Annotated in this window: 24 protein-coding genes; 7 read left to right on the forward strand and 17 right to left on the reverse strand. The window is 75.1% G+C overall.

Going from position 1 to position 25,314, the window contains the following annotated elements:
- Positions 1-2: 2 nt before the first annotated feature.
- Both DMP17_RS39920 and xylA read right to left on the reverse strand, forming a co-directional pair.
- Positions 3-1,172, reverse strand: a complete 1,170-nt coding sequence (locus DMP17_RS39920) for an ROK family protein (protein ID WP_337832271.1) — start codon at positions 1,170-1,172, stop codon at positions 3-5.
- A 4-nt stretch (positions 1,173-1,176) separates the two neighbouring features.
- Positions 1,177-2,346: a xylose isomerase gene (xylA, locus tag DMP17_RS39925; protein ID WP_337832272.1), complete on the reverse strand. Its 1,170-nt coding sequence runs from the start codon at positions 2,344-2,346 to the stop codon at positions 1,177-1,179.
- Between the two features lie 256 nt (positions 2,347-2,602).
- Between xylA and DMP17_RS39930 the strand changes: the two genes are divergently transcribed.
- Together DMP17_RS39930 and DMP17_RS39935 are read left to right on the forward strand one after the other, a co-directional pair.
- Complete coding sequence (locus DMP17_RS39930; protein ID WP_337832273.1) at positions 2,603-4,462, forward strand: S9 family peptidase; 1,860 nt, start codon at positions 2,603-2,605, stop codon at positions 4,460-4,462.
- Positions 4,455-5,384, forward strand: a complete 930-nt coding sequence (locus DMP17_RS39935; RefSeq protein WP_337832274.1) for an alpha/beta hydrolase — start codon at positions 4,455-4,457, stop codon at positions 5,382-5,384. Before DMP17_RS39930 ends, DMP17_RS39935 begins: the two co-directional genes overlap by 8 nt.
- 13 nt (positions 5,385-5,397) lie before the next feature.
- Here DMP17_RS39935 and DMP17_RS39940 read toward each other — a convergent pair whose 3' ends face one another.
- From DMP17_RS39940 to DMP17_RS39950, 3 genes are all read right to left on the reverse strand, one after another.
- The gene (locus DMP17_RS39940; RefSeq protein ID WP_226350277.1) at positions 5,398-6,954 is read right to left on the reverse strand and encodes a serine/threonine-protein kinase; all 1,557 of its coding nucleotides are present in this window, start codon (positions 6,952-6,954) and stop codon (positions 5,398-5,400) included.
- 139 nt (positions 6,955-7,093) lie between these two features.
- On the reverse strand, positions 7,094-8,647 hold the full coding sequence (locus DMP17_RS39945) for a transglycosylase family protein (RefSeq protein ID WP_337832275.1): 1,554 nt from the start codon (positions 8,645-8,647) through the stop codon (positions 7,094-7,096).
- A 158-nt stretch (positions 8,648-8,805) separates the two neighbouring features.
- A complete protein-coding gene (locus DMP17_RS39950; RefSeq protein ID WP_226350275.1) occupies positions 8,806-9,432 on the reverse strand; it encodes a mycothiol-dependent nitroreductase Rv2466c family protein in 627 nt (208 codons plus the stop codon).
- Positions 9,433-9,535: 103 nt separating this feature from the next.
- Between DMP17_RS39950 and pepN the strand changes: the two genes are divergently transcribed.
- Positions 9,536-12,142 (forward strand): aminopeptidase N, encoded by a 2,607-nt coding sequence (gene pepN, locus DMP17_RS39955; protein WP_337832796.1) that lies wholly within the window; start codon positions 9,536-9,538, stop codon positions 12,140-12,142.
- A gap of 64 nt (positions 12,143-12,206) precedes the next feature.
- On the opposite strand, the gene DMP17_RS39960 is transcribed toward pepN, so the two are convergent.
- The 7 genes from DMP17_RS39960 to DMP17_RS39990 form a co-directional block, all read right to left on the reverse strand.
- Complete coding sequence (locus tag DMP17_RS39960; protein WP_226350274.1) at positions 12,207-12,581, reverse strand: hypothetical protein; 375 nt, start codon at positions 12,579-12,581, stop codon at positions 12,207-12,209.
- 118 nt (positions 12,582-12,699) lie between these two features.
- Positions 12,700-14,259, reverse strand: coding sequence for a sensor histidine kinase (locus DMP17_RS39965; protein ID WP_226350273.1), 1,560 nt, complete (start codon positions 14,257-14,259; stop codon positions 12,700-12,702).
- 100 nt (positions 14,260-14,359) lie between these two features.
- Positions 14,360-15,031, reverse strand: a complete 672-nt coding sequence (locus DMP17_RS39970; RefSeq protein WP_337832276.1) for a response regulator transcription factor — start codon at positions 15,029-15,031, stop codon at positions 14,360-14,362.
- 152 nt (positions 15,032-15,183) lie between these two features.
- A complete protein-coding gene (locus tag DMP17_RS39975; RefSeq protein WP_073575554.1) occupies positions 15,184-15,663 on the reverse strand; it encodes a DUF5130 family protein in 480 nt (159 codons plus the stop codon).
- Positions 15,650-15,904: an aa3-type cytochrome oxidase subunit CtaJ gene (ctaJ, locus tag DMP17_RS39980; RefSeq protein WP_226350272.1), complete on the reverse strand. Its 255-nt coding sequence runs from the start codon at positions 15,902-15,904 to the stop codon at positions 15,650-15,652. The genes DMP17_RS39975 and ctaJ overlap by 14 nt, the downstream gene beginning before the upstream one ends.
- 11 nt (positions 15,905-15,915) lie before the next feature.
- Complete coding sequence (locus DMP17_RS39985) at positions 15,916-17,346, reverse strand: DUF2252 domain-containing protein (protein ID WP_226350271.1); 1,431 nt, start codon at positions 17,344-17,346, stop codon at positions 15,916-15,918.
- The gene (locus tag DMP17_RS39990; RefSeq protein ID WP_337832277.1) at positions 17,343-17,918 is read right to left on the reverse strand and encodes a TetR/AcrR family transcriptional regulator; all 576 of its coding nucleotides are present in this window, start codon (positions 17,916-17,918) and stop codon (positions 17,343-17,345) included. The genes DMP17_RS39985 and DMP17_RS39990 overlap by 4 nt, the downstream gene beginning before the upstream one ends.
- 96 nt (positions 17,919-18,014) lie before the next feature.
- Between DMP17_RS39990 and DMP17_RS39995 the strand changes: the two genes are divergently transcribed.
- Entirely contained in the window at positions 18,015-18,944 is a 930-nt protein-coding gene (locus tag DMP17_RS39995) for an NmrA family NAD(P)-binding protein (RefSeq protein WP_337832278.1), read from the forward strand.
- On the opposite strand, the gene DMP17_RS40000 is transcribed toward DMP17_RS39995, so the two are convergent.
- Positions 18,914-20,263 (reverse strand): UDP-glucose dehydrogenase family protein, encoded by a 1,350-nt coding sequence (locus DMP17_RS40000; protein ID WP_226350268.1) that lies wholly within the window; start codon positions 20,261-20,263, stop codon positions 18,914-18,916. The genes DMP17_RS39995 and DMP17_RS40000 overlap by 31 nt on opposite strands.
- Before the next feature lie 101 nt (positions 20,264-20,364).
- Here DMP17_RS40000 and DMP17_RS40005 point away from each other — a divergent pair, with 101 nt between their 5' ends.
- The gene (locus DMP17_RS40005; protein ID WP_073575552.1) at positions 20,365-21,033 is read left to right on the forward strand and encodes a GPP34 family phosphoprotein; all 669 of its coding nucleotides are present in this window, start codon (positions 20,365-20,367) and stop codon (positions 21,031-21,033) included.
- Positions 21,034-21,037: 4 nt separating this feature from the next.
- Here the strand turns inward: DMP17_RS40005 and DMP17_RS40010 are convergent, their stop codons facing one another.
- Together DMP17_RS40010 and rfbB are read right to left on the reverse strand one after the other, a co-directional pair.
- Positions 21,038-21,637, reverse strand: a complete 600-nt coding sequence (locus DMP17_RS40010) for a dTDP-4-dehydrorhamnose 3,5-epimerase family protein (RefSeq protein WP_226350267.1) — start codon at positions 21,635-21,637, stop codon at positions 21,038-21,040.
- On the reverse strand, positions 21,634-22,596 hold the full coding sequence (rfbB, locus tag DMP17_RS40015; protein ID WP_337832279.1) for a dTDP-glucose 4,6-dehydratase: 963 nt from the start codon (positions 22,594-22,596) through the stop codon (positions 21,634-21,636). The genes DMP17_RS40010 and rfbB overlap by 4 nt, the downstream gene beginning before the upstream one ends.
- Before the next feature lie 71 nt (positions 22,597-22,667).
- Here rfbB and rfbD point away from each other — a divergent pair, with 71 nt between their 5' ends.
- Both rfbD and rfbA read left to right on the forward strand, forming a co-directional pair.
- Positions 22,668-23,519 (forward strand): dTDP-4-dehydrorhamnose reductase, encoded by an 852-nt coding sequence (gene rfbD, locus DMP17_RS40020; RefSeq protein ID WP_337832280.1) that lies wholly within the window; start codon positions 22,668-22,670, stop codon positions 23,517-23,519.
- Positions 23,516-24,403: a glucose-1-phosphate thymidylyltransferase RfbA gene (gene rfbA, locus DMP17_RS40025; protein ID WP_226350264.1), complete on the forward strand. Its 888-nt coding sequence runs from the start codon at positions 23,516-23,518 to the stop codon at positions 24,401-24,403. The genes rfbD and rfbA overlap by 4 nt, the downstream gene beginning before the upstream one ends.
- On the opposite strand, the gene DMP17_RS40030 is transcribed toward rfbA, so the two are convergent.
- Both DMP17_RS40030 and DMP17_RS40035 read right to left on the reverse strand, forming a co-directional pair.
- Positions 24,388-24,936, reverse strand: a complete 549-nt coding sequence (locus DMP17_RS40030) for a glycoside hydrolase family 16 protein (RefSeq protein ID WP_337832281.1) — start codon at positions 24,934-24,936, stop codon at positions 24,388-24,390. The two genes, rfbA and DMP17_RS40030, sit on opposite strands and share 16 nt — an antisense overlap.
- Entirely contained in the window at positions 24,915-25,214 is a 300-nt protein-coding gene (locus DMP17_RS40035; protein WP_337832282.1) for a hypothetical protein, read from the reverse strand. Before DMP17_RS40035 ends, DMP17_RS40030 begins: the two co-directional genes overlap by 22 nt.
- Positions 25,215-25,314 lie beyond the last annotated feature (100 nt).

The raw sequence follows: 25,314 nt of genomic DNA on the forward strand, positions 1-25,314 counted from the left end.
GCTCAGCCGGCGAGCAGCAGGTCCGGCTCGCCCAGCACCCGGTCGGCGACGGCGCGGGCGGTCCCGGTGACGGTGGCCGCCCGGCCGTGCGGGGACACGAGCACGGCGACGTCCGGCCCGGTCGCGACCCCGCGGCGCACCAGCTCCGCGTGCACCGCGGGGACCAGCCAGGTGCCCAGCTCGGCGTAGCTGCCACCGAGGACGACGGTGCCGACGTCGACGACGTGGAGCACCGACGTCAGCGCCGTCCCGAGCGCGGCGCCGGCCCGGGCCAGCGCCCCCGTCGCGGCCGGGTCCCCCGCGCGGGCGGCGGTCCGCAGCGCCGCGACGTCGGCGGCGCCCGCGTCGCCGAGCAGGGCGGGCAGGCCCGCGTAGACCTCGACGCAGCCGGTGCCGCCGCAGCCGCAGCGCCGCCCGTCGCGCTCGATCACGACGTGCCCGATCTCCCCGGCGACGCCGCGGGCACCGGGCAGCACCCGCCCGTCGACGACGATCCCGCCGCCGATCCCGACGTCGGCGGAGACGTAGACGAAGTCGTCGGCCTGCCCCAGGTGCGCGAGCGCCCCGAGCGAGGCCTCGTTGCCGACGAGCAGCGGCACCCCGCCGAGCGCACCGGCGTGCTCGGCGGGGCGGCAGCCGTCGAGCCGGGGCAGGTTCGGGGCCCGCAGGAGCACCGCCGCGCCGTCCGAGCCGTGCACCGGTCCGGGGACGGCGATCCCGGCCCCGGCGACCGGTCGGCCGGTGCTCGCGGCCAGGTTCGCCGCGGTCCGCGCGGCCCGCCCGAACACCGCGTCCGGGTCGAGACCGCGGTGGTCGCGGCGCCGGCGCGACCGGTGCACCACCTGCCCGTCCAGGCCGGTGACCAGCGCGTCGACGCCGTCGACCTCGACCGACACGGCCAGGACGACGGGCCCGGTGCCGGCGAACGCCAGCGGCGTCCCGGGCCGCCCGACCCCGCTGCGGTCCGGCTCCCCCTCCGCGAGCACGCCCGCGGCGACCAGCGGGTCCAGCAGCCCCGCGACGGTGCCGCGGGTCAGCCCGGTCGCCGCGGCGAGCGACGCCCGCGACGACGGCGCCGCCCGCAGCGCCCCCAGCAGCAGACCGAGGTTGTGCCGGCGCACCGCCGGTGGACGCGCGGGCGGGGCCTGCGGGCGGGGAGATCGGTCGTGCACGGGGTCAGCGTGCCCCGGCGAGGTGATCCAGGGCGAGCTGGTGCAGCCGGACGAAGCCGTACCCGCGACGCCCGAGCGCGTCCGGGTCGACGGCGTCCAGCGCCGGGTCGGCGAGCAGGTCCGCCACGGTCTCCCCGGCGTCCAGGGTCGGCTCGGACAGCGCGGGCACCCCGGCCTCCTCCAGCGCGGCGACGACCTCGGGGTCGGCCCGGAACGCGGCCGCCCGCTCGCGCAGCAGCAGGTAGGTCCGCATGTTCGCCTCGGCGGAGTCCCACACTCCGCGGACGTCCTCGGTGCGCGAGGGCTTGTAGTCGAAGTGGCGGGGGCCGTCGTAGCCCGCTGTCTCGAGCAGGTCGACCAGGGCGAAGGCGTTGAGCAGGTCGCCGTGGCCGAACACGAGGTCCTGGTCGTACTTGATGCCGCGCTGGCCGTTCAGGTCGATGTGGAACAGCTTGCCCGCCCACAGCGCCTGGGCGACGCCGTGCGCCATGTTGAGCCCGGCCATCTGCTCGTGCCCGACCTCGGGGTTGACGCCCACGAGCTCGGGGTGGGCGAGCCGCTCGACGAAGGCCAGCGCGTGCCCGACGGTGGGCAGCAGGATGTCGCCGCGGGGCTCGTTCGGCTTGGGCTCGATCGCGAACCGGATGTCGTGGCCCTGCTCCAGGACGTGCCCGCAGAGCAGGTCCATCGCCTCGCGGTAGCGGTCCAGGGCGGCACGGACGTCCTTGGCGGAGTCGTACTCCGAGCCCTCCCGTCCGCCCCAGAGGACGAAGGTGCGGGCGCCGAGCTCGGCGGCCAGCTCGACGTTGTGCAGCACCTTGCGCAGCGCGAGCCGCCGCACGGTCCGGTCGTTGGAGGTGAACCCGCCGTCCTTGAACACCGGGTGCGAGAACAGGTTCGTCGTGATCATCGGGACGGTCATGCCGGTGGCCGCGCAGGCCTCGCGCAGCCGGGCGATCTGCCGGTCGCGGTGCGCGCGCTCGGGGGCGAAGCCGAACAGGTCGTCGTCGTGGAAGGTCAGGCCCCACGCGCCGCGCTCGGCGAGCCGCTCGACCGCCTCGACGACGTCGAGCGCCGGGCGGGTCGGGGCGCCGAACGGGTCGGCGGCGGTCCAGCCGACGGTCCACAGTCCGAAGGAGAACTTGTCGGCGGGGGTCGGGGCGGGGACGGCCATCGTCTGCTCCTGGAGGTGTGGGGGCGGCTCCGGCGAGCATGCTCCCGGCAGCGGCCCCGGTCCAGGGTTTGTTCGTGTTCCGTACGAACGAATCCCTCGTTCGCCGTAGCGCTTGTCACCACCCCGAAACGCAGTGGGTCTTGCGGGCGGGGCCCGGCGCACGTGAGGTGGAACCCGGTGCGGACCCACCGGGTAGTTTCGGCGTCCGGCCGCGCGGAACCGCAGGATACGACAGCAGGAACGGGGGATGTGATCGGTGGAGGCCGGGCAGACCGTGCAGATCACCCAGACCGCCCCCGACCGTGCCGTCGCCGGGGCCGAGCCCGGGCACCACTCGCCCGCGGTGTCCCCCGACGGCACCCGCATCGCCTGGATCTCCGACCGCACCGGGCGCCCGCGGGTGCACGTCGCGGCGCTGCCGGCGGACGGACCGGTCGACCCGGACGGGGCGCGGGTCCTGGAGGCCCCCGGCCCGCACGCCGACGTGACCGCGCTGTCCTGGTCCCCCGACGGCAGCCGGATCGCGGTGCAGGTCGCCCCGTGCGGCGGCGACCGCACCCGGGTGGCGCTGCTCGATCCCGACGGCGGGCCCGCCGTCGGGATCGCGACCCACGCCACCGCCGTCGTGCTGGGCGCGTGGGCGCCGAGCGGACGGTCGCTGGGCGTCACCGTGCTGTCCGACGCGACCCCGCGCGGCGCCGAGCCGGGCGACGGCACCGCCTGCCTGGTCGACGTACGCGACGGCTCCTCCACCGTGCTCGGGTCCGGGCAGTCGGCCGTCGTCCAGGCGGTGTCGGCCGACGGACGACGGGTCGTGCTGCGCACCGGCCGTCGCGGGGAGCGCGCCCTGGAGCTGGTCGACCTGCACCGCGGCACCCGGGACCGGGTGATCGGCGGGCCCGGCGGGGCGCTCACCGCCGCCGCCCGCTTCGGCAGCGCCCCGGGCACGCTCTGGGTGCACACCGACGCCGACCGCGAGCACACCGCGCTGCTCGCCGTCGCCCTCGGCCCCGCGGGTGAGCACCGCCTGTCCCCCGCCCGCCCGGTCGCCGTCCGGCCCGGCGCCGACCTGGAGGTCGTGGCGCTGGACCCGGGTGGTCCGCGGGCCGCTCTGGCGTGGAACGTCGGCGGGCGCAGCCAGGTCGAGATCGCCGACCTGCGTGGCGGCAGGCCGGAGCGGCTGCCCGCGCCGTGCGACGTCGTCACCGGCGTGGCCTTCGCCCGCGACGGCGTGTCGCTGCTGGTCGCGGGGCACTCGCCGGGGGTGGCGCCGTACGTGGTGCGGATGCCGCTCGACGCGCGCCCGGCCACCCCGCTGCTCGGCGGCACCCCGGTGACACCGCGGCCACCGCGTCCGGAGGCGGTCGGTTTCCCGGCCGAGGACGGGCTGCGGCTGACCGGATGGCTGCACCGGCCGTCGTCGCCGACGGGGGTGGGGTTCGTGTGGCTGCACGGCGGGCCCGAGTCCGAGGAACGGCCCGGCTGGGCGCCGCTGCTGCACGGCCTCGTCGCCGCCGGGGTCACCGTGCTCACGCCGAACGTGCGCGGGTCCTCCGGGCGCGGGCGGGCCTTCGCCCGGCTCGACGACGGCCCGCTGCGGCCGGGCTCGATCGCCGACGTGCGGGCCGCGACCCGGCTGCTGGCCGGGGTGCCCGACGTCGACCCGCGCCGGATCGTCGTCGGCGGCCGGTCCTACGGCGGGTTCCTCACCCTGGCCGCACTGACCCGGTTCCCGGAGCTGTTCGCAGCGGGCGTCGACGTGTGCGGTATGTCCGACATGACCGCCTTCTACGCCGACTCCGAGCCGTGGATCAGCGGGCCCGCGACCACCGAGTACGGACACCCGCGCCGGGACCGCGCGCTGCTGGAGGAGCTGTCCCCGCTGCGCGCGGCGGACCGCATCGCCGCACCGCTGCTGGTCGTGCACGGCGAGCACGACACGAACGTCCCGCTGGCGCAGGCACTCGCGATCCACGCGGCACTGGCCGGGCGCGGTGCGCCGGTGGAGCTGCTGCGCATCCCCGACGAGGGCCACGAGGTGCACGACCGGCACACCCGGGCCGCGGCGAACGCCCGGATCGTGGAGTTCGTGACCGCGACGGTGGCCCGTGGCTGACCGGGCGCCCCGGCCCGGGTGGGCGGTCGCGGTGCGGGCGCTGGTCGGGATCGTGGCCGTGGTCGTCGTGGTGGGGATCGTCGTCGTCGGGGGACCGGTGCTGCTCGCCGGGCACCCGGCCTACCCGGTGCTGCTCGCCGTCGTCGCCCTGGTGGGGCTGGTCCTGGTGGTGCGGTCGGGGCGCCCGGCGCGGCCCGGACGGCTGCGGACGACCGGACGGGCCGCCGGTGCGGTGCTGCTGGTCGCACTGGTCGCCGCCGTCCTGTGGCTGCGGCCCTACGAGGCCGACGCGACCGCGCTCGCCGCGACCAAGCCGTCGGACCGGGTCGCGGTGGTGCACACCGCGACGACGTGGGAGATGCGCCCGACCGCGCCGTCCGGCCGGGGCCTGGTGTTCGTCCCCGGGGCGCTGGTCGACCCGCGGGCCTACCTGGCGCTGCTGCGCCCGCTGGCCGAGCAGGGGGTGCGCGTGATCGTGACCGCGCCGCCGCTGGGCGTCGCGCTGACCGATCCGGGGGCCGTCGCGCGGACGGTCGCTTCGGCGCCCGAGGTCCGCACCTGGGCGGTCGGCGGACACTCCCTCGGCGGCGTGGCGGCCGCGCGGGCACTCGACGTGCCCGGGGTGCGTGGGCTGGTGCTGTGGGCGTCCTACCCGGCCGCCGACGTGTCGGGGGCGCCGGTGGCGGCCCTGTCGGTGTCCGGCTCCCGCGACGCGCTGGCCACACCGGACGCGATCGCGGACTCCTGGGCGCAGCTGCCCGCGGGGACCCGCTTCGTCGTCGTCGACGGCGGGGTGCACGCCTACTTCGGCGACTACGGCCCGCAGACCGGCGACGGCGAGGCGGGCGTGGACCGGGCGACCGCACAACGGCAGATCGTCGCCGCGACCACGGACTTCGTGATGTCGCTGCGCCCCGGCTGACCGATCGGAACGGTCAGGCCGTGCTGAACGACTGCAGGATCTCCTGGCCCTCGCTGTCGGTGCCCACGACGAACCGGTAGTTCTCCCGGGTCGTCGTGCCGTCGTTGCGCATGAACACGACGGTCGCGGTGACCGTGTTCGGGCCCGCGTTGCGCAGGTTCTCGGCGTAGACGTTGCGGACGCCGCTGTAGAAGGTCCGGAAACCCTGGATGCCCTCGCTCTGGGCCTGCGCCTGCGGGCTGAGCATCGCGAACGCACCGTCGATGTCGCCGGGCAGCATCCGGTAGTAGTTCTGCACGAACGACACCGGGTCCTGGACCTCGCCGGTCCCCGTGGTCGGTGTCGGCGTCGGGGTGGTCGTCGGCGCGGGCGTGGTCGTCGGTGCCGCGCTCGGCGACGGCGACCCGCTCGTCGGCGGGGCGGCGATCACCGGCGGGGCGTCCTGCTGCCGGCTGGTCGAGTAGACGCCGAACGCGACACCGCCGCCGACGACGAGCAGCACGGCCACCGCACCCAGCACGACCGGGGTGCGACGACCCCGCCCGTCCCGGGAGCGGGTGGCACCGCCCCGTCGGCCACCACGGCCGCCGGGACCGGGGATGACCTGCGGTGCGGGCACGGCCGGCGCGTCGACGACGGTCCCGCCGCCCTGCGCCTCGAGCCCGTCGGGCGCGCCCGCACCGTCGCCGGTGTCCATCACCGCGGTCGCCGTGGACGGCGTCGCGAGACCGGCGACGGACTGGCCCGCGGCGATCCGGGCGAGCGCCTCGCGGGCCTGGGCGGAGCTGGGCCGCTCGGTGGGGTCGTTGGCCAGCAGGCGCATCAGCAGCGCGGTCAGCGGGCCCGCCTCCTGCGGCGGGGTGATCGCGCCGGTGGCGACCTTGTGCAGCAGGGCGTAGGCGTTGTCGTCGAGGCCGAACGGCGGCTCGCCCTCGACCGAGGCGTAGAGCATCGCGCCGAGCGCGAAGACGTCCGAGGCGGCCGTCGGCTCCTGGCCTCGGGCGACCTCCGGGGCCAGGAAGGCCGGGGTGCCGGCGATGACGCCGGTCCGGGTGAGCTGCACGTCGTCGACGGCGCGGGACACGCCGAAGTCGGTGATCTTGGCCCGGCCGTCCTCGGCGATCAGGACGTTGCCCGGCTTGATGTCACGGTGCACGACGCCCGCGGTGTGCGCGGCGGCCAGCCCGTCGGCGACCTGACGGCCGATCGCGGCGGCCTCCCGCGGCGGGATCGGACCCTTCTCGGCGAGCACCGCGGCCAGCGAGCGCGACGGCAGGTACTCCATGACCAGCCACGGACGGTCGTCGTGGACGACGACGTCGAACATGCTGATCACGTGCGCGTGCTGCAGGCGGGCGCCGATCCGGCCCTCGCGCAGGATCCGCTGGCGGGACTCCTCCAGCTGCTCGTCGGACGGCAGGGCCGCCGCGAGCAGCTCCTTGACGGCCACCGTGCGGTTCAGCAGCTCGTCCGTCCCCCGCCACACGGCACCCATCGCACCGGCACCGATCCGCTCGTCGAGCCGGTAGCGGTTCCCGATCCGGTGGGCGTCGGGGATGGGCGAACTCATGAGGTCCAAGGGTAGGGAATCGAGGCCGGGCCGCCGTCGGCAGGGCAGGTGCTGCGAACGACCGGGAGAGGGACCACGGACCCTACGCGACCACCGGTCGCGCAGCCAGCGACCGTACGCCACACCACAGGACGATCGATCACCTCGGAAGGCCCAACTTGTTGGCACATGCCGGCCACGATCCGTAACCGCCGCGGGCGTCCCGGACCTTGGTCGCGATCTCGATCTGCTGCTCCTTGCTGGCGCCGTCGGCGGTGGGGGCGTACTTCGTGCCGCCGAAGTCGCTCCAGGTGCCCTTGTCGAACTGGAGACCACCGTGGTAGCCGTTCCCGGTCGAGATGGACCAGTCGCCGGAGGACTCGCACTGCGCCAACTCGTCCCAGGTGCCGTCGGCCGCCTTCGCCGACGACGACGGCGCCGGCTCCTTCTTCTTCTCCGGCTTCGGCGCGGGGGCCGCGGGGGCCGGGGCGCCGCTGTCTCCCCCTCCGCGCTCGTCTCCGCGGTCCTTGTCGCCCCCGTCTCGCTTGTCCCCCTCGGCCCCGCGGTCCCCGCCCTTGTCCCCGCGGTCCTTGTCGCTGCCGGACCCGCCGCTGCCGGACCCGCCGCTGCCGCCCTCGGTGGAGTCGTCGCCATCGGACGATCCACCGCTCCCGCCGGAAGAGCCCCCGTCCCCGCCGGAACCGCCGAAGTCGCGGTCCTCCGGCTCGGATCCCGAGGCCGGGCCGTCGCCGGCGCTGCCGCCGGAGCGGTGGCCGGAGCCGCCGGAGCCCGACGGGGAGCCGCTGCCGGAGCCGTCGTCGCCCCCGCCGCCGCCACCGGTGCCGCCGTCGCCACCGGTCGAACCGGCGCCGTCCGAGTCGTCACCCGAGCCGTCACCCGAGCCGTCACCCGAGCCGTCGCCACCCGAGCCATTGCCACCCGAGCCGTCGCCGTCCGAGCCGCTGTCCGGCCCGGCGCTGTCCGGGGCCCCGTCGGCACCGCTGCCCGTGCCACCCCGGCCCCCGTCCCCACCCGCCGCGTCGCCCGCGCCGCCGCCGGAGCCGTGGCCGTCGCCGGAACCGCGGCCGTCGCCGGAACCGTGGCCGTCGCCGGAACCGCCGGAGGGCCCCGCCGGGTCCGGTCCCCCGGCCGCGCCGTCCGCACCGGAACCGTCCGCGCCGGAGACCCGGCCGGACCCCGCCCTCGCCACCGCGGACCGCACCCGCTCCCCCACCGCCCGTGCGACGGCGTCGGCGTCGGGTGCGCCGTACCCGGCGGCGACGTCGTCGACCACCAGGACCCAGTCGCGGCTCCCGCCCGCGCCCTGCGGGGCCGGGAACCGGGCGATCCCCGAGCTCGCGAGCTGGGCCAGCTCCAGCGTCGTCCCGGTGGCGGGCTGCACCCACCACGGGCGCGCGGTGTCGCCGGAGAGCAGGTCGAGGTCGAGGACCACGTCGCTGCCCGCCGGGGTGTGGCCGAGCACGTAGGAGCCGTCCTCGGCCCCGGCGATGTCGACCCGGCTGTCCACCGCCGCGGCCCGCACGGTGAACGCGCCGTCGGAGTACGGGCTCAGCGACGTCCGGGGCACCGCGTCGGCGAGCGCGCCCCGGTCCAGCACGGCGCCGACCGCGAGCTGTCCGCCCGCGAGCGTCCCGGCGACCAGCGCCACCGCTCCGAGCACCGACGTCGTCCGCCGCGAGAACCAGGTGTCCACGGCCGGGCACTGTGCGCCCCCGCGGCGCCCGCCACGGCCGAACGGGCGATCCCGTTCGCGATCGCGAGCGGCGCCGCCGGGTGATCGTCACGAGTGAGGGGTCCGGTGCCACATCCGGCACCGGCCCCCTCGATCGCGGCGATCACGCCGTCACCGGCTCAGTAGTCGAAGGACGGGTCCTCGGTACGGGTGCGCTTGAGCTCGAAGAAGTGCGGGTTCTCGGCCAGCAGCCGGGCGCCGTCGAACAGGCGGCCGGCGTCCTCGCCCTTCGGGACCCGGGAGATGACCGGCCCGAAGAACGCCACGCCGTCGACGTGGATGGTCGGGGTGCCGACGTCGAGACCCACCGGGTCCATGCCCTCGTGGTGGCTGGCGCGCAGCTTCTCGTCGTACTCGGTGGAGTGCGCGGCCTCCGCCAGCGACGCCGGGAGGTCGAGCTCCTTGAGCGCGCCCGCGATGACGTCGTCGAAGTCCTTGTTGCCCTGGTTGTGGATGCGCTCGCCGAGCGCGGTGTAGAGCGGCGCGAGGACCTCCGGGCCCTTCAGCTCGGCGGCGGCGATGCACACGCGCACCGGGCCCCAGCCCTTCGACATGAGCTCGACGTACTGCTCGGGCAGCTCACGGCCCTCGTTCAGCACGGACAGGCTCATGACGTGCCAGGTGACGTCGACGGCGCGGACCTTCTCCACCTCCAGCACCCAGCGGGAGGTCAGCCACGCCCAGGGGCACAGCGGGTCGAACCAGATGTCGATGCGTGCGCGGCCGTCGGCAGCAGGAGTCGTCATACCCGGCGCAACACCGGGCACCGGCCGCGGATTCCACGGGCCGCGCCCCGGGCACCGTGATTGGATGCCGACGACACCACTCCCCGAGAGGACCCCGAACGACGTGACCCCGCCCAACCTCACCCGTGCCCAGGCCGAGGAGCGCGCGGCGCTGCTCGACGTCTCCACCTACGACGTCACGATCGACCTGACCGACGGCGCCGGAGCCCCCTCCGCGCGGACGTTCGCGGTGACGACCACGGTGCGCTTCACCGCGGCCGAGCCCGGCGGGAGCACGTGGATCGAGTGGGTGGGCGACGGCATCATCTCGGCGACGCTGAACGGCACCGAGCTCGACGCCGCCGCGTGGACCGAGGAGGACGGCCTCGCGCTGCCCGGTCTCGCCGCGGAGAACGAGCTGACGATCGTCGCGACCGGGCTCTACACCAACACCGGTGAGGGCCTGCACCGCTTCGTCGACCCCGTCGACCAGGCCGTCTACCTGTACTCGCAGTTCGAGACGGCCGACTGCAAGCGGCTGTTCCCCTGCTTCGACCAGCCCGACCTCAAGGCCCGCTACACCCTCACCGTGACCGCGCCGGAGGACTGGAAGGTCATCTCCAACGCCCCGGCGACGGTCGAGGGCGGGGTGCACCGCTTCGAGCGGACCGAGATCCTCTCGACCTACCTGGTCGCGCTGATCGCCGGGCCGTACGCGAGCTGGCACGACACCTACCGCGACGAGCACGCCGAGATCCCGCTGGGCATCTTCTGCCGCGCCTCGCTGGCCCCGCACATGGACCACGAGCGGATCTTCACCGAGACCCGGCAGGGCTTCGACTTCTACCACCGCAACTTCGGGGTGACCTACCCGTTCGGCAAGTACGACCAGCTGTTCGTGCCCGAGTTCAACGCGGGTGCGATGGAGAACGCCGGCGCGATCACGTTCCTGGAGGACTACGTCTTCCGGTCGCGGGTGACCCGCACGCTCTACGAACGGCGCGCCGAAACGATCCTGCACGAGATGGCGCACATGTGGTTCGGCGACCTCGTGACCATGCGCTGGTGGGACGACCTGTGGCTCAACGAGTCGTTCGCGACCTGGGCGTCGGTGCTGTGCCAGGCCGAGGCGACCGAGTACACGGGCGCCTGGACGACGTTCGCGAACCTCGAGAAGTCCTGGGCCTACCGGCAGGACCAGCTGCCCTCGACGCACCCGATCGCCGCGGACATCCCGGACCTGCAGGCCGTCGAGGTCAACTTCGACGGCATCACCTACGCCAAGGGCGCGTCGGTCCTCAAGCAGCTCGTCGCCTACGTCGGGCTGGAGCCGTTCCTGGCCGGGCTGCGCGACTACTTCGCCGCCCACGCCTGGGGCAACGCCACCTTCGACGACCTGCTGGGCTCGCTGGAGAAGGCGTCCGGCCGGGACCTGTCGGACTGGGGCGCGCAGTGGCTGCGCACCACCGGCCTGAACCTGCTGCGCCCGTCGTTCCAGCTCGACGAGGCCGGGAAGTTCACCTCGTTCGACGTCGTGCAGGGCGGCGCCCGGCCGGGTGCCGGTGAGCTGCGCACGCACCGGATCGCCGTCGGCGTCTACGACGACGACCCGGAGACCGGCAAGCTCGTCCGCACCCACCGCGTCGAGCTCGACATCTCCGGCGAGCGCACGGCCGTCCCGGAGCTGGTCGGGCTGCCCCGCGGCAAGCTCGTCCTGGTCAATGACGACGACCTCACCTACTGCGCGCTGCGCCTGGACCCGGGCTCGCTCGCGACCCTGGTCGACCGGATCGGCGACATCGCCGAGTCGCTGCCGCGCACGCTGTGCTGGTCCTCGGCGTGGGAGATGACCCGTGAGGCCGAGCTGAAGGCCCGTGACTTCGTCACCCTGGTCGCCGGCGGGTTCGACACCGAGTCCGAGATCGGCGTCGTGCAGCGGCTGCTGCTGCAGGCCCAGACCGCGACGGCGTCGTACTGCACCCCGGAGTGGGCGCAGGGCCGCGGCTGGCCGCTGCTGACCGACGCGCTGCGGTTCCGCCTGGACACCGCCCCGCCCGGGTCGGACGTCCAGCTGGCGGTGGTCAACGCGCTGACCGCCTCGGTGCTGCCGGAGAACACCCTGGACCGGATGAAGGGCTGGCTGCTCGACGTCGACGTCCCGAAGGGACTGACCGTCGACGCCGACCTGCGCTGGCGGCTGCTGCACGCACTCGTCGCGCACGGGAAGGCCGGCGAGACCGAGATCGCCGAGGAGGCCGAGCGCGACGCCACCTCCACCGGGGCGCGGCAGGCCGAGCGGGCCCGCGCGCTGATCCCGACCGCGGAGGCCAAGGAGCGGGCGTGGCAGCGCGCCGTGCACGACGACTCCCTGCCGAACGCGATCAACGAGTCGGCGATCTCCGGGTTCTCCCACCCCGCGCTGTCGACGGTGAGCCCCGGGCTGCTCGACGGCTACGTCCAGCGCTACTTCGACGAGATCGACGGCGTGTGGGCGCGCCGGACCTCGGAGCTGGCGCAGAACGTCGTCGTCGGACTGTTCCCGTCCTGGGCGGTCGCGGAGCCGACCGTCGCGGCGGCGGACGCCTGGCTCGCCGACGAGTCCAAGCCGGCGTCGCTGCGCCGGCTCGTGTCCGAGGGGCGCGCCGGGATCGTGCGCGCGCTGGCCGCCCGTGAGTTCGACGGTCAGGCCACTCCGGACCCGGAGCGGACCACCGCGGTCCAGCAGCCCTGACCCACGCACGACGGCGCCCCGGGAGTCCGTGCTCCCGGGGCGCCGTTCGTGTGTCGGGGTGTGGTCAGCGGCGGCGCAGCCACCGCCGCAGCGGGTTCGTCGACGCCGGTTCGTCGGCGGAGCGGAAGCCCGCGCAGACACGCGGCCCGCAGCTGCCGCAGTCGGTGCCCGGGCGGTAGTGGTCGTGCAGGTCCTCCGGGTGGCCGCAGGTGCACAGTCCCACCTGCGGGACGACGGGCGCGGGCGGACCGGCCGGGGTCCGCGGCTCGGACGGTGTGCGCGGCCGGGGCAGCGCCGGGACGGGCTCCAGGCCCGTCGGCGGTGTCAGGACCGCGGCCGTGGGGGTGGCGGGGGTCCTGCGGTCGGTGCCGTCGTTCTCGTGCGCCATGGTGACCTCCTTCGTGCCGGCGAACGGCAGCGCGGACGACCATCGCGTCATCGCACCGTGCCGTTGCGTCACCCAGTATGAGATCGCGTGGGGCGCGTGGGAATGGCTCGCGGCGACGAAAAGACCTTTTGTGGACGGAACGGCAGGTCGTGGACACGTCGCCACCCGATCAGCGGGCCACCGGAAGTGTGAGTACGGCAAGACAGCCGCGGGGTGCGTCCACCGTACGGAGCACCAGGGTGCCGCCGTGCTCCTGAGCGAGCTGGGCGCTGATGTGCAGCCCGAGCCCGGAGCCGCCGGCGGCCTCGTCGTGCCGGCCGCGGACGATCTCGAGCTGCTCCTGCCCGTCCGGCAGGCCGGGGCCGTGGTCGCGGACCTCGACGGCGACCAGACCCGGCTCGTCGGCGAGGCGGGCCCGCACCACCACCGGGGTCCGGGGCGCGTGCCGGTCGCAGTTGGCCAGCAGGTTCGTCACGACCTGGCGGGTGAGCGACTCGGGCGCGGCGACGGGGGGCAGGTCGTCCTGGGTGTCGAGGGTGATGCAGCGGCCGTCGCGCAGGTCCACCAGGGTGCGCAGGGCCTCCCCGACGTCGTGCTCGCCGCCGGTGTCCGCCCCCGGCGACGGGGCGACCGGGGCGTAGTCCGGGCCGTAGTCGAGCAGGGCGGCGTCGCGCCCGTCGACCATCGGGTCGGCCACGGTGTCCTCGACGGTGATCGGGGTCTGCAGCATCTGGCGGAGCCGGTTCAGCTCGGCGAGCACCGCCTCCCGCATCCGGGCGACCTGGGGGTCGTCACCGGGGCGGGTCGTCAGCAGCTGCGCGGCGCCGGCCAGGCCCGCCAGGCCGTTGCGCAGCTCGTGGTCGCGCTCGGCGGTCTGGCCGGTGGCCCGTTCGAGCAGCGCCGACGCCTCGCCGAGGGTGTCCTGGAGCTGGTCGTAGTCGTCCTGCATCTGGGTCACCGCACGCAGCGCCATGGTCAGCAGCGCGGTGAGCACCACGCCCATCCCGAGCACCCGCAGCGACGGGTAGACCAGGCCGGCCGTCGGTTCCTGGCCGGGCACGATCGCCCGGTACAGCTGCGACACCGCGACGATCAGCAGGCCGAGCCCCATCCGGGCCCGGATCCGGCTCGGGCGCCGGTAGCCGTCGAGCAGGAACAGCACCGCGACCAGCGCCCAGCCGCTCTGCACCACGATCGAGTAGAGCGGCGAGGTCGCCACCATCCGGGTGAACGGGCTCTCCGCCTGCGACGCGACGACCCCGCCGATGACGAGGGCGACCGCGGCCAGCGCCCAGCCGCCCCAGGCCCCGAGGACCAGCGGCGGCCGCAGCGCGGCGACCAGGATGCACAGGCTGATCACGAACATGGTCAGCACGGCCAGCCGCGGGGTGCCCGCCGGGTACTGCGGCAGGACCAGTGCGGACAGCGGGAGGAGCACGACGCCGTAGAGCAGGAGGGCGGCCCCGAACCACGACGGACGGGGGTCCCCGGACAGCCGCCCCGTCACCAGCGCGACGATCGCCGCCGCCGAGCCGACCGCGGCCGCGACGAGGGTGAGCACCGCCGTCGCGTCGGACAGGTCGATCCGTCCGTCGACGACCGCGGGGCGGCTCACCGCCACCACGAGGACGGCCAGGACCGCGACGACCAGCACGTCGGTCAGGTGTCCGGCCAGGAACCGGGCCCGCCGCTGCGGCCCCAGGAGCGCGCCGAGGAAACCGGACGCCACGTCCCCTCCGCTCCGAAGAAGTCGCCGGACTGATGAGAAAGCGATGATAGGACTCGTCATTCTCGGTGACGTTCGGTGGCTGTGTTGTGGGCCGAACGGGTCAGATCCCGGCGGCCTTGCGGTAGAGCGCGACGGCCTCCAGCTGGGAGCCGACCTCCAGCTTGGTCAGCACCGCGCGGATCTGCGTCCGGACCGTCGCCAGCGAGACGACGAAGTGGTCGGCCACCGACTGCGCACGCTTGCCGCCCGCCAGCAGGGCGAGGACCTCGCGCTCGCGCTGGGTGAGCCTGCCCAGCTTCTCGTGCAGGTCGCGGCGCTCGTGCTCCCGGTCGCGGTGCAGCCGGATGAACTGCTCGCGGCGGCCCGGCGGCATGATCGAGCGCCCGGCGTGGGCCTCGCGGATGGCGCTGAGCAGCGCCGGGAACGGCGCGTTCTTGGGGACGAACACGAACCCGCCCGCGTCCAGGGCGGCGCCGACCCGGCCGGGGTCGGAGCTGCCGGACAGCACCACCACCCGCCAGCCCGCCTCGCAGAGGGGGCCGACGAGCCGGACCCCGTCGATGCGGTTGCCCTCCGGGTCACGCCCCAGGTCGAGGTCGAGCACGATGAGCCCGGGCGTGACGCGTCGGGCGTGCTCCAGGACCGCGGCGGCGGAGCGGACCGGCTGGAAGGTCGCGTCCTCGCCCTCGGCGCGCAGGTTGAGGGCGAGAGCGGACCCGACCAGCTCGTGGTCGTCGACGATCAGGATCGGGCTGCCGGTGGGGCCGGTCACCGCTCGGTCCTCCCGCTGCGCACCATGGGGGACACCTTAGAGCCGCTGCGCCGATCGTGGTGGGCCGCGAGTGACGGACACGCGGGCGCCGCACTGTCCACGGACGCGCCCGGGTGTCCGCCCGCGGTGTCCACCGGGTGGGAAACCCCAGCTCAGGGGCGGCTGCCGGCCTGGTCCGCCAGCATCCTCAGTCCGGACAGGATTCCACCGAACAGATCGCCCTCCTTGAAGGACGCGACCATGCTCATGAGAGCGAGCTTGGCGCCGCGGTCGGGGAGGCGGACCTTCGCCTCGGCGCCGGTCACGATCTCCAGCAGGCGCTGCTCGGGGCTCACGGCGACGAGCACCGCGTCCTCGTGGTCGTCGACGCGCCCGTGCAGGTCGACCGCGGTGGCCCGCGCGTCGGCACCCAGGTCGCCCAGGTACAGCGCGAACCGCAGGCCGGTCTCGCGGCTGGCCAGGTACAGCGCCTCGTCCAGGCGGGTCAGCTGCACCGGGGTGAACGGGTGCGCGGCCGCGGACGGCTCGACGAAGTTCTCGGCCACCGACAGGCGACCGGAGTTCGTGACGACCGACCCCTCGGGCAGGTCCTCCTCGTTGCCGGTGAAGACGGCGAGGTCACCACTTGCCACCGGTACCTCCTCGGGTGTCGCCGCCCTCGGACGGGGCGGTGTCGCCGTGTCCGGCGTGCGCGGCGTGGTGCCCCGCGGCGGACGGCTCGGCGATCCAGAACAGCGGCTCGTACGGCCAGGGGTCACCCGCGTTGTAGCGGGGGCGGTTGCTCCGGTTCCGCATCGCGATCCAGCCCCAGATCGCGAAGTACAGGACAGCCGGCGCGACCACGAAGACCAGCAGGGTTTCGACGACGGTCACGGGGCCAGAACCTAGCCGATCGCCGTGCCCGGCACCTGCTCAGGTGTCCGATCCGACAGCCGCCCGGACCGCACCGCGCGGACCAGCGCGTCATGATCGGCTTCGGTCTGGTCGGCGTAGGCCCTGGCGAACGTCGCGAGCGCCGCGGCCACCTTGCCGCCCTTCCCCAGGTAGCCGGCGATCATCGACGCCCCCGAGGTGCGGGCGTGCCCCTTGGCGAGCAGCCTGCCGCAGACGTCGGCGTAGTCGGCCAGCGCGGGGGCGTCGAGGGTGTCGGGGACGATCGCGCCCTTCATGTCGCGGAACTGGCGGACGTAGTACTGGCGGCCGTTGATCGTCGTCCAGCCCAGGAGCGGGTCGGAGACGGTCTGCAGGGCCTGCTGGTACTCCACGACCCGCTGGCCCTGGTGGGCGTGCCAGGCCTCGCCGCCGTGCACCCACGGCGCGACGACCGACCGGCGCGCCTGCTTGAGCTGCAGGAACAGCACGTCGTCGGGGCTGGAGCCCTCGCAGAGCACGAGGTAGGCGCGCAGCCCGACCGAGCCGACCCCGACGACCTTGTGGGCGACGTCGACGGCGTGGTAACCGCCGAGGATCCGGCTCCAGTGCGGCGGCAGCGTCGCGAGGTACTCGTCGAGGGCGGCCAGGATGCGCGCGGTGTGCTCGTCGTCGGGGTGGGTGATCAACGGCGGCTCGGTGACGATCCGCCGCGCCCCGCCCTCCTCGGTCACGAACCGGGGCAGCGCGCGGTCGCTGGTGCGCCGGCGCGCCCGCTCGGCGGCCTTGTCGATGACCCGGCGCGAGGTCTTGTGGTCGGCGTCCGAGCGCAGGGTGTCGATGTCCATGATGTCGAACGAGCGGGCGAGCAGCGGCTCGTCGGCGAGGTGACGCAGGTGCTCGGCGTAGGAGGTCACGCAGCGGGTGACGGCCTCGCCGCACTGCTGTTCGGTCGCCCCGGAGTCCCGCCCGGCGACCCAGGTGGAGGACACCAGCCGTCGCAGGTCCCACTCCCAGGCGCCGGGGTGGGCCTCGTCGAAGTCGTTGAGGTCGAAGACCAGGTCGCGCTCGGGCGAGGCGTAGAAGCCGAAGTTGCCCAGGTGGGCGTCGCCGCAGATGACGGGGTGCACGCCGGTCTCGGGCAGTACCGCGAAGTCCGCGGCGTGCAGGGCCGCGGCGCCGCGCAGGAACGCGTGCGGGGAGGCGGTCATCCGCTGGATCCGCAGCGGGACGAGCTCGTGCACGCGCCCGGCGTTCTGCGCCTCGACGACGTCGACCGGGTCGGCCCGGCGCAGCTGCGCGGACCACTCGGCGAGCCCGGACCGGGGCGCGACCTTCCGCAGCCCCTTGCCGATGCGGTAGCGCTCGGCGCGGGGCGTGGAGGCGCGCTGCAGCGAGCCGAACGCCGCGCGGTCCGATCCGGCGAGGACGGGGTGCGAGGTCACGCCTGCGTTCTACCGCAGCCCGCTCCCCGGAGCCCGTCCACGGTCAGGCGCAGCAGCCTCCGTGCGGTGGACGGGTCCTCCCCCGCCGCCGTGGACACCACCGCGGTGAGGGCGACGACGTCCTCGGGGCGGGCGTCGGGGTGCAGCCCGCCGGCGGCGGCCGCGGCGGCCACCAGCGGACGGACGGCGGCCCGCACCCGGTCGGTGTGGCAGACCGGGGCGTCCGCGGCGGGCTCGGCGAGCAGGACCTCGACCACGCCGCGGGTGGTCGCGACGTAGTGGACGAACTCGTCGAGCCAGGTCCACAGCGCGGTGGCGGGCTCGGCACGGCGGAGCGCCTCGGCGCGGGCGCAGAGGGTGTCGACGCCGTCGGCGAACACCGCCTCGAGCAGCGCCCGGCGGGAGGCGAAGTGCCGGTGCAGGGTCGCCGACCCGACACCCGCCCGGCGGGCGATCTCCTCCATCGACGCCTGCGCCCCGTCCCGTGCGACGACCTCCATCGCGGCGCCGAGCAGGCGTTCCCGGTTGCGGAGGCGGTCGGCCCGCGGGGCCGCCGTGGCGTCGCGCGGCATGGGTCCTCCCGGACGGCTCGACAAAACGGAGTGGTCCTCCATATCGTAGCCGACAGAAAACGGGGGGACACCCCGTTTCATCGGGAGGAGCACGACATGGACGATCCGGTACTGGTCACGGGCGCGACCGGCAGGCAGGGCGGGGCGGCGGCACGGGCGCTGCTCGCCGCGGGGACCCCGGTCCGGGCGCTGGTCCGCGACCCCGGCACCACCGCGGCACGGGCGCTCGCCGACGCCGGCGCCACCCTGGTCACCGGCGACCTCGACGACCCGGCGTCGGTGACGGCGGCCGCCCGCGGCGCCCGCGGGGTGTTCTCGGTGCAGATGCCCGACCTCGACGACCTGCTCGGCGACCGGGAGCTGCGGCACGCCGACGCGATCGCGGCCGCGATCCGGGACGCGGGCGTCGCGCAGGTGGTGCACACCTCGGTGTCGGGGGTCGGCGAGCTGGGACACCCCGGCGCCGTCGACGCCGCGGTCTGGGGCGAGCACATGGCCCACTACTGGCGGTCCAAGGCCGTCGCGGAGGAGGCGCTCGCCGGGGCCGGGGCCCGGTGGGTCACCCGGCTGCGGCCCAGCGGGTTCATGGAGAACTTCGTGCCGTGGTCGATGTACCTGGCCGGGGGCGACGCGCCGCGGCTGCTGCTGGCGCTGGACCCGGACCTGGTGCACCCGTTCGTCGCGGTGGCCGACATCGGGGCCGCGGCGGCCGCCGCGTTCGCCGACCCGGACCGGTTCGACGGCGTCGCGCTCGACCTGGTCGGCGAGCGCCTGAGCTACCGGCAGGCGGCCGCGGCGCTCACCGAGGCCTGGGACGTGCCGTTCACCCTGACCGAGGGCCCGGAGCAGGCCCGCGCGGAGGGGCTGGTCGAGGCGTTCGTGCAGTCCCACGCCTTCGTCGACGCCCACCCCCGCGCCGCCGGTCCGGAGCGGGCGCGGGAGTTCGGGCTCGACCCCGTCGGCTTCGCGGCGTGGGCGCGGACCGTGGGCCGGCCTCAGACGTTGCGCCTGCCCAGCGCGCGGTAGGTCCAGCCCGCGGACTCCCAGGCCTCGCGGTCGAGGGCGTTGCGGCCGTCGAGCACCCGGCGGGTCTTCACGACCTTCCCGAACGAGCCCGGGTCGAGCTCGCGGTACTGCTTCCACTCGGTCAGCAGCAGGACGACGTCGGCGCCCTCGGCGGCCTCCTCCGGGGTGTCGACGCAGTCCAGCTGCGACCAGTGCCGCCGCACGTTGGGCAGCGCCTGCGGGTCGGTCACCCGGACGTTCGCGCCCTGCAGCTGCAGCTGCGCGGCCACGTTCAGCGCCGGGGAGTCGCGGATGTCGTCGGAGTCGGGCTTGAACGCCGCGCCCAGCACCGCGATCCGCTTGCCGAGCAGGGAGTCGTCGCACACCTGGCGGGCGAGCTCCACCATCCGGATCCGGCGCCGCATGTTGATGTTGTCGACCTCGCGCAGGAAGGTCAGCGCCTGGTCGGCGCCCAGCTCGCCGGCGCGGGCCATGAACGCCCGGATGTCCTTGGGCAGGCAGCCGCCGCCGAAGCCGAGCCCGGCGTTGAGGAACTTGCGGCCGATCCGGTCGTCGTGGCCGATCGCGTCGGCGAGCTGCTTCACGTCGGCGCCGGTGGCCTCGCACAGCTCGGCCATCGCGTTGATGAAGGAGATCTTGGTGGCGAGGAAGGAGTTCGCGGCGGTCTTGACCATCTCCGCGGTGGCGTAGTCGGTGACGACCTTCGGCGTGCCGTCGGCGACGATCCGCGCGTAGACGGTGTCCAGGACCTTCTCCGCGTCCACCGCGGTGTCCACGCCGGACAGCGACGGGACGCCGTAGACGAGCCGGTCCGGGTGCAGGGTGTCGGCCACCGCGAAGCCCTCGCGCAGGAACTCCGGGTTCCACGCCAGCGCCGCGTCCGGCACCCGGGCCGCGACCTGCTCGGCCAGCCGGGCGGCCGTGCCCACCGGCACCGTGGACTTGCCGACGACCAGCTCGCCGGGGCCCAGCACCTCGATCAGCGACGCCGTCGCCGCCTCGACGTAGGTCAGGTCCGCGGCGTACTCCCCGCGCCGCTGCGGGGTGCCGACGCACACGAAGTGCACCGCGGCGCCCCGGGCGTCGGCCATGTCCGAGGAGAACGACAGCCGCCCCGAGTCCAGCGACCGGCGCAGCAGCTCCTCGAAGCCCGGCTCGAAGAACGGGACCCGGCCCGCGGCCAGCGACTCCGCCTTCGCGACGTCGACCTCGATACCGACGACCTCGTGGCCCAGCTCCGCCATCGAGGCCGCGTGCACGGCTCCGAGGTAGCCGCACCCGATGACCGACAGCTTCAGCGGGGTGGTGTTCTCCGACATGGCCGGAGGTTAGCTGCCGCCCCGGACGGGCTGTCGCAGACGTCGGGCAGTGTGCGTCCCGGTGACGCCGAGGTGTCGCGCCGGCACTAACGTCCTCGGCCGTGCGGACCCTGCTGCTGGCCGAGGAACTGCTCCTGCTGGGGCTCGACCGCTCGACCGGCCGGATCGGTGACCGGTTCGACGGGCGGGTCCTGCCCGTCGCGCTGGTGCGCGACCTGGTCGACGCCGGCGCACTGCACCTCGACGGCGGGGACGGCCCCGACGGCGGCGACACCGTGACGCCGTCGGGCGGGGAGCCCGACCACCCCGCGCTGGCCGCGGCGCTGGCCGCGGTCACCCGGGACGGCACCGACACCGGCTCGCACGCCGTCGCCGCCACCGCGGCGCACCTCGCGCGGACCCCGGCGGGCTCGGCGGGCGGCGCCGTGGGGCAGCTGGTCGCCGACGGGGTCCTCGCCGCGCAGGAGTACCGCCGGTTCGGGCTGTTCCGCCGGGTGCTGCTGACCGAGCAGGACCCGGAGCCGGCCCGGGCGCTGCGGACCCGGCTGGCGTCGCTGCTGGTCACCGAGACGGCGCCGGGCGGGCACGACGGCCTGCTGCTCGCACTGCTGGGGCTCACCGACCTCGCCGGTGACGTCCTGCCGCCGGAGATCGACGCGGAGACGCGCGGGGTCGCGCAGCACCGCGCGGCGCTCGTCGCGGAAGGGGCGGCGCGGGACCCGTTCGTCCGGGCCTACTTCGCGGTGCGGTCCGGCTGGGCCGGGAACTGAGCCGCTACCCGCGCAGCTGCGCCAGGCGGGCGCGGCAGCTCTCCCAGGTCGGCAGGGCTCCCGCGGCGAGGGCCTCCTCCAGGGTGGGCGCGGCACGGTCCTTGTCGGACAGCACCGGCTCGACCCCCTCGGCCCAGGGCAGCACGAGGGCCGGGTCCACCGGGCTGATCCCGTGCTCGGCCGCCGGGGTGTACGACGTCGAGCACAGGTACCCGACGACGGTGGTGTCGGCGAGTGCCTGGAAGGCGTGCCCGAGTCCCTCGGACAGGTAGACCGCCCGCATCGAGGCGGCGTCGAGGTCGACCGCCTCGACCCGCCCGAACGTCGGCGACCCGACCCGCAGGTCCACCACGACGTCGCGGACGGCGCCGGCGGCCACGTAGAGGTACTTGGCCTGGCCGGGCGGCACGTCGGCGTAGTGCACGCCGCGCACGACCCCGCGCGCCGACACCGACTGGTTGGTCTGGGCGACGGTCAGGTCGAACCCGAGCGCGTCGCGGAACGCCGGGCCCTGGAAGGGCGCGGTGAACGAGCCGCGGTGGTCGGCGAAGGTGGTCGGCTCGAACAGCCAGGCGCCCTCGATCGACAGCGGGGTCGCCTTCACGCCCACCAGCTCCGGTGGTCGCGGTACCAGGCCACGGTGGCGGCCAGGCCCTCGTCGAACGGCACCCGGGGGGTGTAGCCGAGCTCGTCGCGGATCTTCGACCAGTCCACGGAGTAGCGGCGGTCGTGCCCCTTGCGGTCGGCGACCCGCTCGATGCGGTCCTCCCCCTCGCCGACGGCGGCGAGCAGCGCGCGGGTCAGGTCCAGGTTGGTCAGCTCGGTGCCGCCGCCGATGTTGTAGACCTCCCCGGCGCGGCCCGTCGTGGCGGCCAGGGTGATCCCGCGGCAGTGGTCGGAGACGTGCAGCCAGTCGCGGACGTTGAGGCCGTCGCCGTAGAGCGGGACGGTGCCGCCGTCGAGGAGCCGGGTGGTGAACAGCGGGACCACCTTCTCCGGGAACTGGTACGGCCCGTAGTTGTTCGAGCAGCGGGTGACCACCACGTCCAGGCCGTGGGTGCGGTGGTAGCTGCGCGCCAGCAGGTCACTGCCCGCCTTCGCCGCGCTGTAGGGCGAGTTCGGCTCCAGCGGGTGGGTCTCGGGCCACGAGCCCGACGCGATCGAGCCGTACACCTCGTCGGTGGAGACGTGCACGAACCGGCCGACGCCCGCGTCCAGCGCGGCCTGCAGCAGGACCTGGGTGCCGACGACGTTGGTCGTCACGAAGTCCGCCGCGCCGGTGATGGAGCGGTCCACGTGGGTCTCGGCGGCGAAGTGCACGAGCAGGTCGGCACCGCCGTCGAGCACCTCGGCGACGCGCCGGGGGTCACGGATGTCCCCGCGCTCGACCGTCAGCCGCGGGTCGTCGGCGACGAGCGCGAGGTTCTCGATCCGGCCGGCGTAGGTGAACGCGTCGAGCACGGTCACCCCGGCCCCGGCCAGCTCGGGGTGCTCCCCGCCCAGCACCTCCCGCACGAAACAGGACCCGATGAACCCGGCCCCGCCGGTCACCACGATGCGCACGTGCCCTCCCCGCTCACTGTCCGGCCCCGCCAGCGTGTCAGAGTCGGCCCCGACGATCGGGAGGTGGGCGCGTGCGCGCGTGCGTGCTGGGGGCGAACGGGCAGCTCGGGCGGGCGCTGGTCGCCGCACTGCCCGGCGCGGTGGCACTCGACCGTGCGGCGCTGGACATCGGCGACGCCGACGCCGTCGCCGCGTACGACTTCACCGGCGTCGACGTGCTGGTCAACGCGGCCGCCTACACCGCCGTCGACCGGGCGGAGACCGAACCGGGCGCGGCGTGGCGGGCGAACGCGGCCGGCCCCGCGCACCTGGCCGCGGCGGCCCGGGAGCACGGTGCCCTGCTGGTCCACGTCTCCACCGAGTACGTCTTCGACGGCACCGCGCCCGGCCCGGTGCCCGAGGACGCCCCACCGTCCCCGCTCGGGGTGTACGGCGCGTCGAAGGCCGCCGGGGAGCTGGCGGTGCGGGCGGCGCTTCCGGAGCGGCACGTGATCGTGCGGACCAGCTGGGTCGTAGGCGACGGCGGGAACTTCGTCGCCACCATGGCGCGGCTGGCCCGCGACGGGGTCTGTCCCGCCGTCGTCGACGACCAGGTGGGGCGGCCGACGTTCGCCCCCGACCTGGCCGCGGCGCTGCTGGTGCTGGCCGCGTCCGGGCGGCACGGCACCTTCCACCTGACCGGCGACGGCGAGCCGGTCAGCTGGCACGGACTGGCCCGGGAGGTGTTCGCCCGCTGCGGCCGCGACCCCGGCGACGTCCGCCCGGTGTCGACCGCCGAGTACGCCGCGGACAGGCCGCACCTGGCGCGCCGACCGGCGAACTCGGTGCTCGACCTGTCGCGCGCGACCCGGGCCGGGGTCGCGATGCCCGCCTGGCGCGACGGGCTGGACGCCCACCTGGGCACGGCGGGGGTCCCGCGGTGAAGGGCGTCGTGCTGGCGGGCGGCACCGGGAGCCGGCTGTTCCCGCTGACCGCGGCGGTGTCCAAGCAGCTGCTGCCGGTCTACGACAAGCCGATGATCTACCACCCGCTGACCACGCTGATGCTGGCCGGGATCCGGGAGATCCTGCTCATCTCCACCCCGCACGACCTGCCCGGGTTCCAGCGCCTGCTCGGCGACGGCGGCCGGCTCGGCCTGCAGATCACCTACGCCGCCCAGGAGCACCCCAACGGCCTGGCCGAGGCGTTCGTCATCGGCGCCGACCACGTCCGCGGCGGGCCGTCGGCGCTCGTGCTGGGCGACAACATCTTCCACGGCGCCGGGTTCGGCGACCTGCTGCGCCGCCGCGCCGCCGAGGTCGCCTCCGGCGACGCGGGCTGCGTGCTGTTCGGCTACCCGGTGCGCGACCCGCGGCGCTACGGCGTCGGCGAGGCCGCCCCCGACGGCACCCTGCTCTCGATCGAGGAGAAGCCCGAGCACCCCCGCTCGGACCGCGCCATCACCGGCCTCTACTTCTACGACGACCGCGTCGTCGACATCGCCGCGCGCATCACCCCGTCGGCCCGCGGCGAGCTCGAGATCACCGACGTCAACCGCGCCTACCTGGAGCAGGGCCGCGCCCGCCTGCAGGACCTCGGACGCGGCTTCGCCTGGCTCGACACCGGCACCCACGAGTCGCTGATGGAGGCGGGCCAGTACGTCCGCGTCCTGGAGAACCGCCAAGGCGTCCGCATCGCCTGCATCGAGGAGGTCGCCCTGCGGATGGGCTTCATCGACGCCGCCGCCTGCCACGCCCTCGGGGCGCGGCAGGCGGGCTCGGGCTACGGCGAGTACGTCATGGCCGTCGCGGATCAGTTCAGGTCGTAGATCCGCACCCAGTCGACCTCGTAGCGCGCGGGCTGCATCCGGGACCCGAAGAAGTTGTCGAGCTGGATGGTCAGGTGGCCGCGCGGCATGCCCTGGATGTTCCGGCGCACCCCGTTCGCCCCGCCCGAGAAGCGGAACCACTCCCGGCCGTCGACGAAGCCGCGGACGACCGACGGGGTCCATTCGAGGGCGATGGTGTGCCACTGCGACAGCGGGGCGCCGCAGTTCGTCTCGCGGGCGAACTGCTGCTGCACCGCCACCCGGGCGTTGTGCGGGTAGTGGGTGAAGCTCTCCGCACAGGGCGCGCCCGGCCTCCCGTTCTCCAGGAAGTCGTACTCGCCGTCCTGCGGCCAGCGGTTCGAGGTCGGCCACACGATGAGCAGCGGGTGGTAGGCGCGGTTGCCCGACGCCGGGCCGGTGGCGAAGGACCGGACGCGGGCCTCCCAGCGGCCGTAGCGGCGTTCGGCGCGGCTCGCGAGCCAGCCGGTGTCGCCGTTCGCGAGGCCGGTCATCACCAGCTTCGCCCCGTCCACCGTGGACCGCGAGGCGCAGCGACGGCCGTTCCCGGCGTGGCCGGGCCAGCACTCGCCGGCCCTCGTCCAGCGCGCCGGTCGGGGGCGCCGGTGTAGGAGAACTCGTCGGAGCCGGTGGTCGGCCTGCCCCAGCCGTAGCGCTCGGCCGCGGTGGTGGCGGTGGGGTTCGGCGCGGCCGGGGCGGCGGCCGCGGTACCGGCTCCGACCAGGGCGGGAGCGACGGCGGTGAGTGCGGCCAGCGCGAGCAGGGCCAGGCGACGGCGGGCGGAGAAGGGCATGCGGAAAGGACCGTTCTGTGACGGGGACGGGGAGTCTCGATCGCGCGCCGATCGATGATCACCGTAAGGAGACGCGCGGTACCCGGGGCAGTCTCGCCAA

This window comes from Pseudonocardia sp. TMWB2A (assembly GCF_017312135.1).

Excerpts from the sequence above, each read along its gene's own strand:
- DMP17_RS39960 (WP_226350274.1), bottom strand. The coding sequence starts at position 12,581 with ATGACGCGATGGTCGTCCGCGCTGCCGTTCGCCGGCACGAAGGAGGTC.
- DMP17_RS39940 (WP_226350277.1), bottom strand. The coding sequence starts at position 6,954 with ATGAGTTCGCCCATCCCCGACGCCCACCGGATCGGGAACCGCTACCGG.
- DMP17_RS39990 (WP_337832277.1), bottom strand. The coding sequence starts at position 17,918 with ATGCCGCGCGACGCCACGGCGGCCCCGCGGGCCGACCGCCTCCGCAAC.
- xylA (WP_337832272.1), bottom strand. The coding sequence starts at position 2,346 with ATGGCCGTCCCCGCCCCGACCCCCGCCGACAAGTTCTCCTTCGGACTG.
- DMP17_RS40000 (WP_226350268.1), bottom strand. The coding sequence starts at position 20,263 with ATGTCGGAGAACACCACCCCGCTGAAGCTGTCGGTCATCGGGTGCGGC.
- DMP17_RS39950 (WP_226350275.1), bottom strand. The coding sequence starts at position 9,432 with ATGACGACTCCTGCTGCCGACGGCCGCGCACGCATCGACATCTGGTTC.
- DMP17_RS39995 (WP_337832278.1), top strand. The coding sequence starts at position 18,015 with ATGGACGATCCGGTACTGGTCACGGGCGCGACCGGCAGGCAGGGCGGG.
- DMP17_RS40035 (WP_337832282.1), bottom strand. The coding sequence starts at position 25,214 with ATGCCCTTCTCCGCCCGCCGTCGCCTGGCCCTGCTCGCGCTGGCCGCA.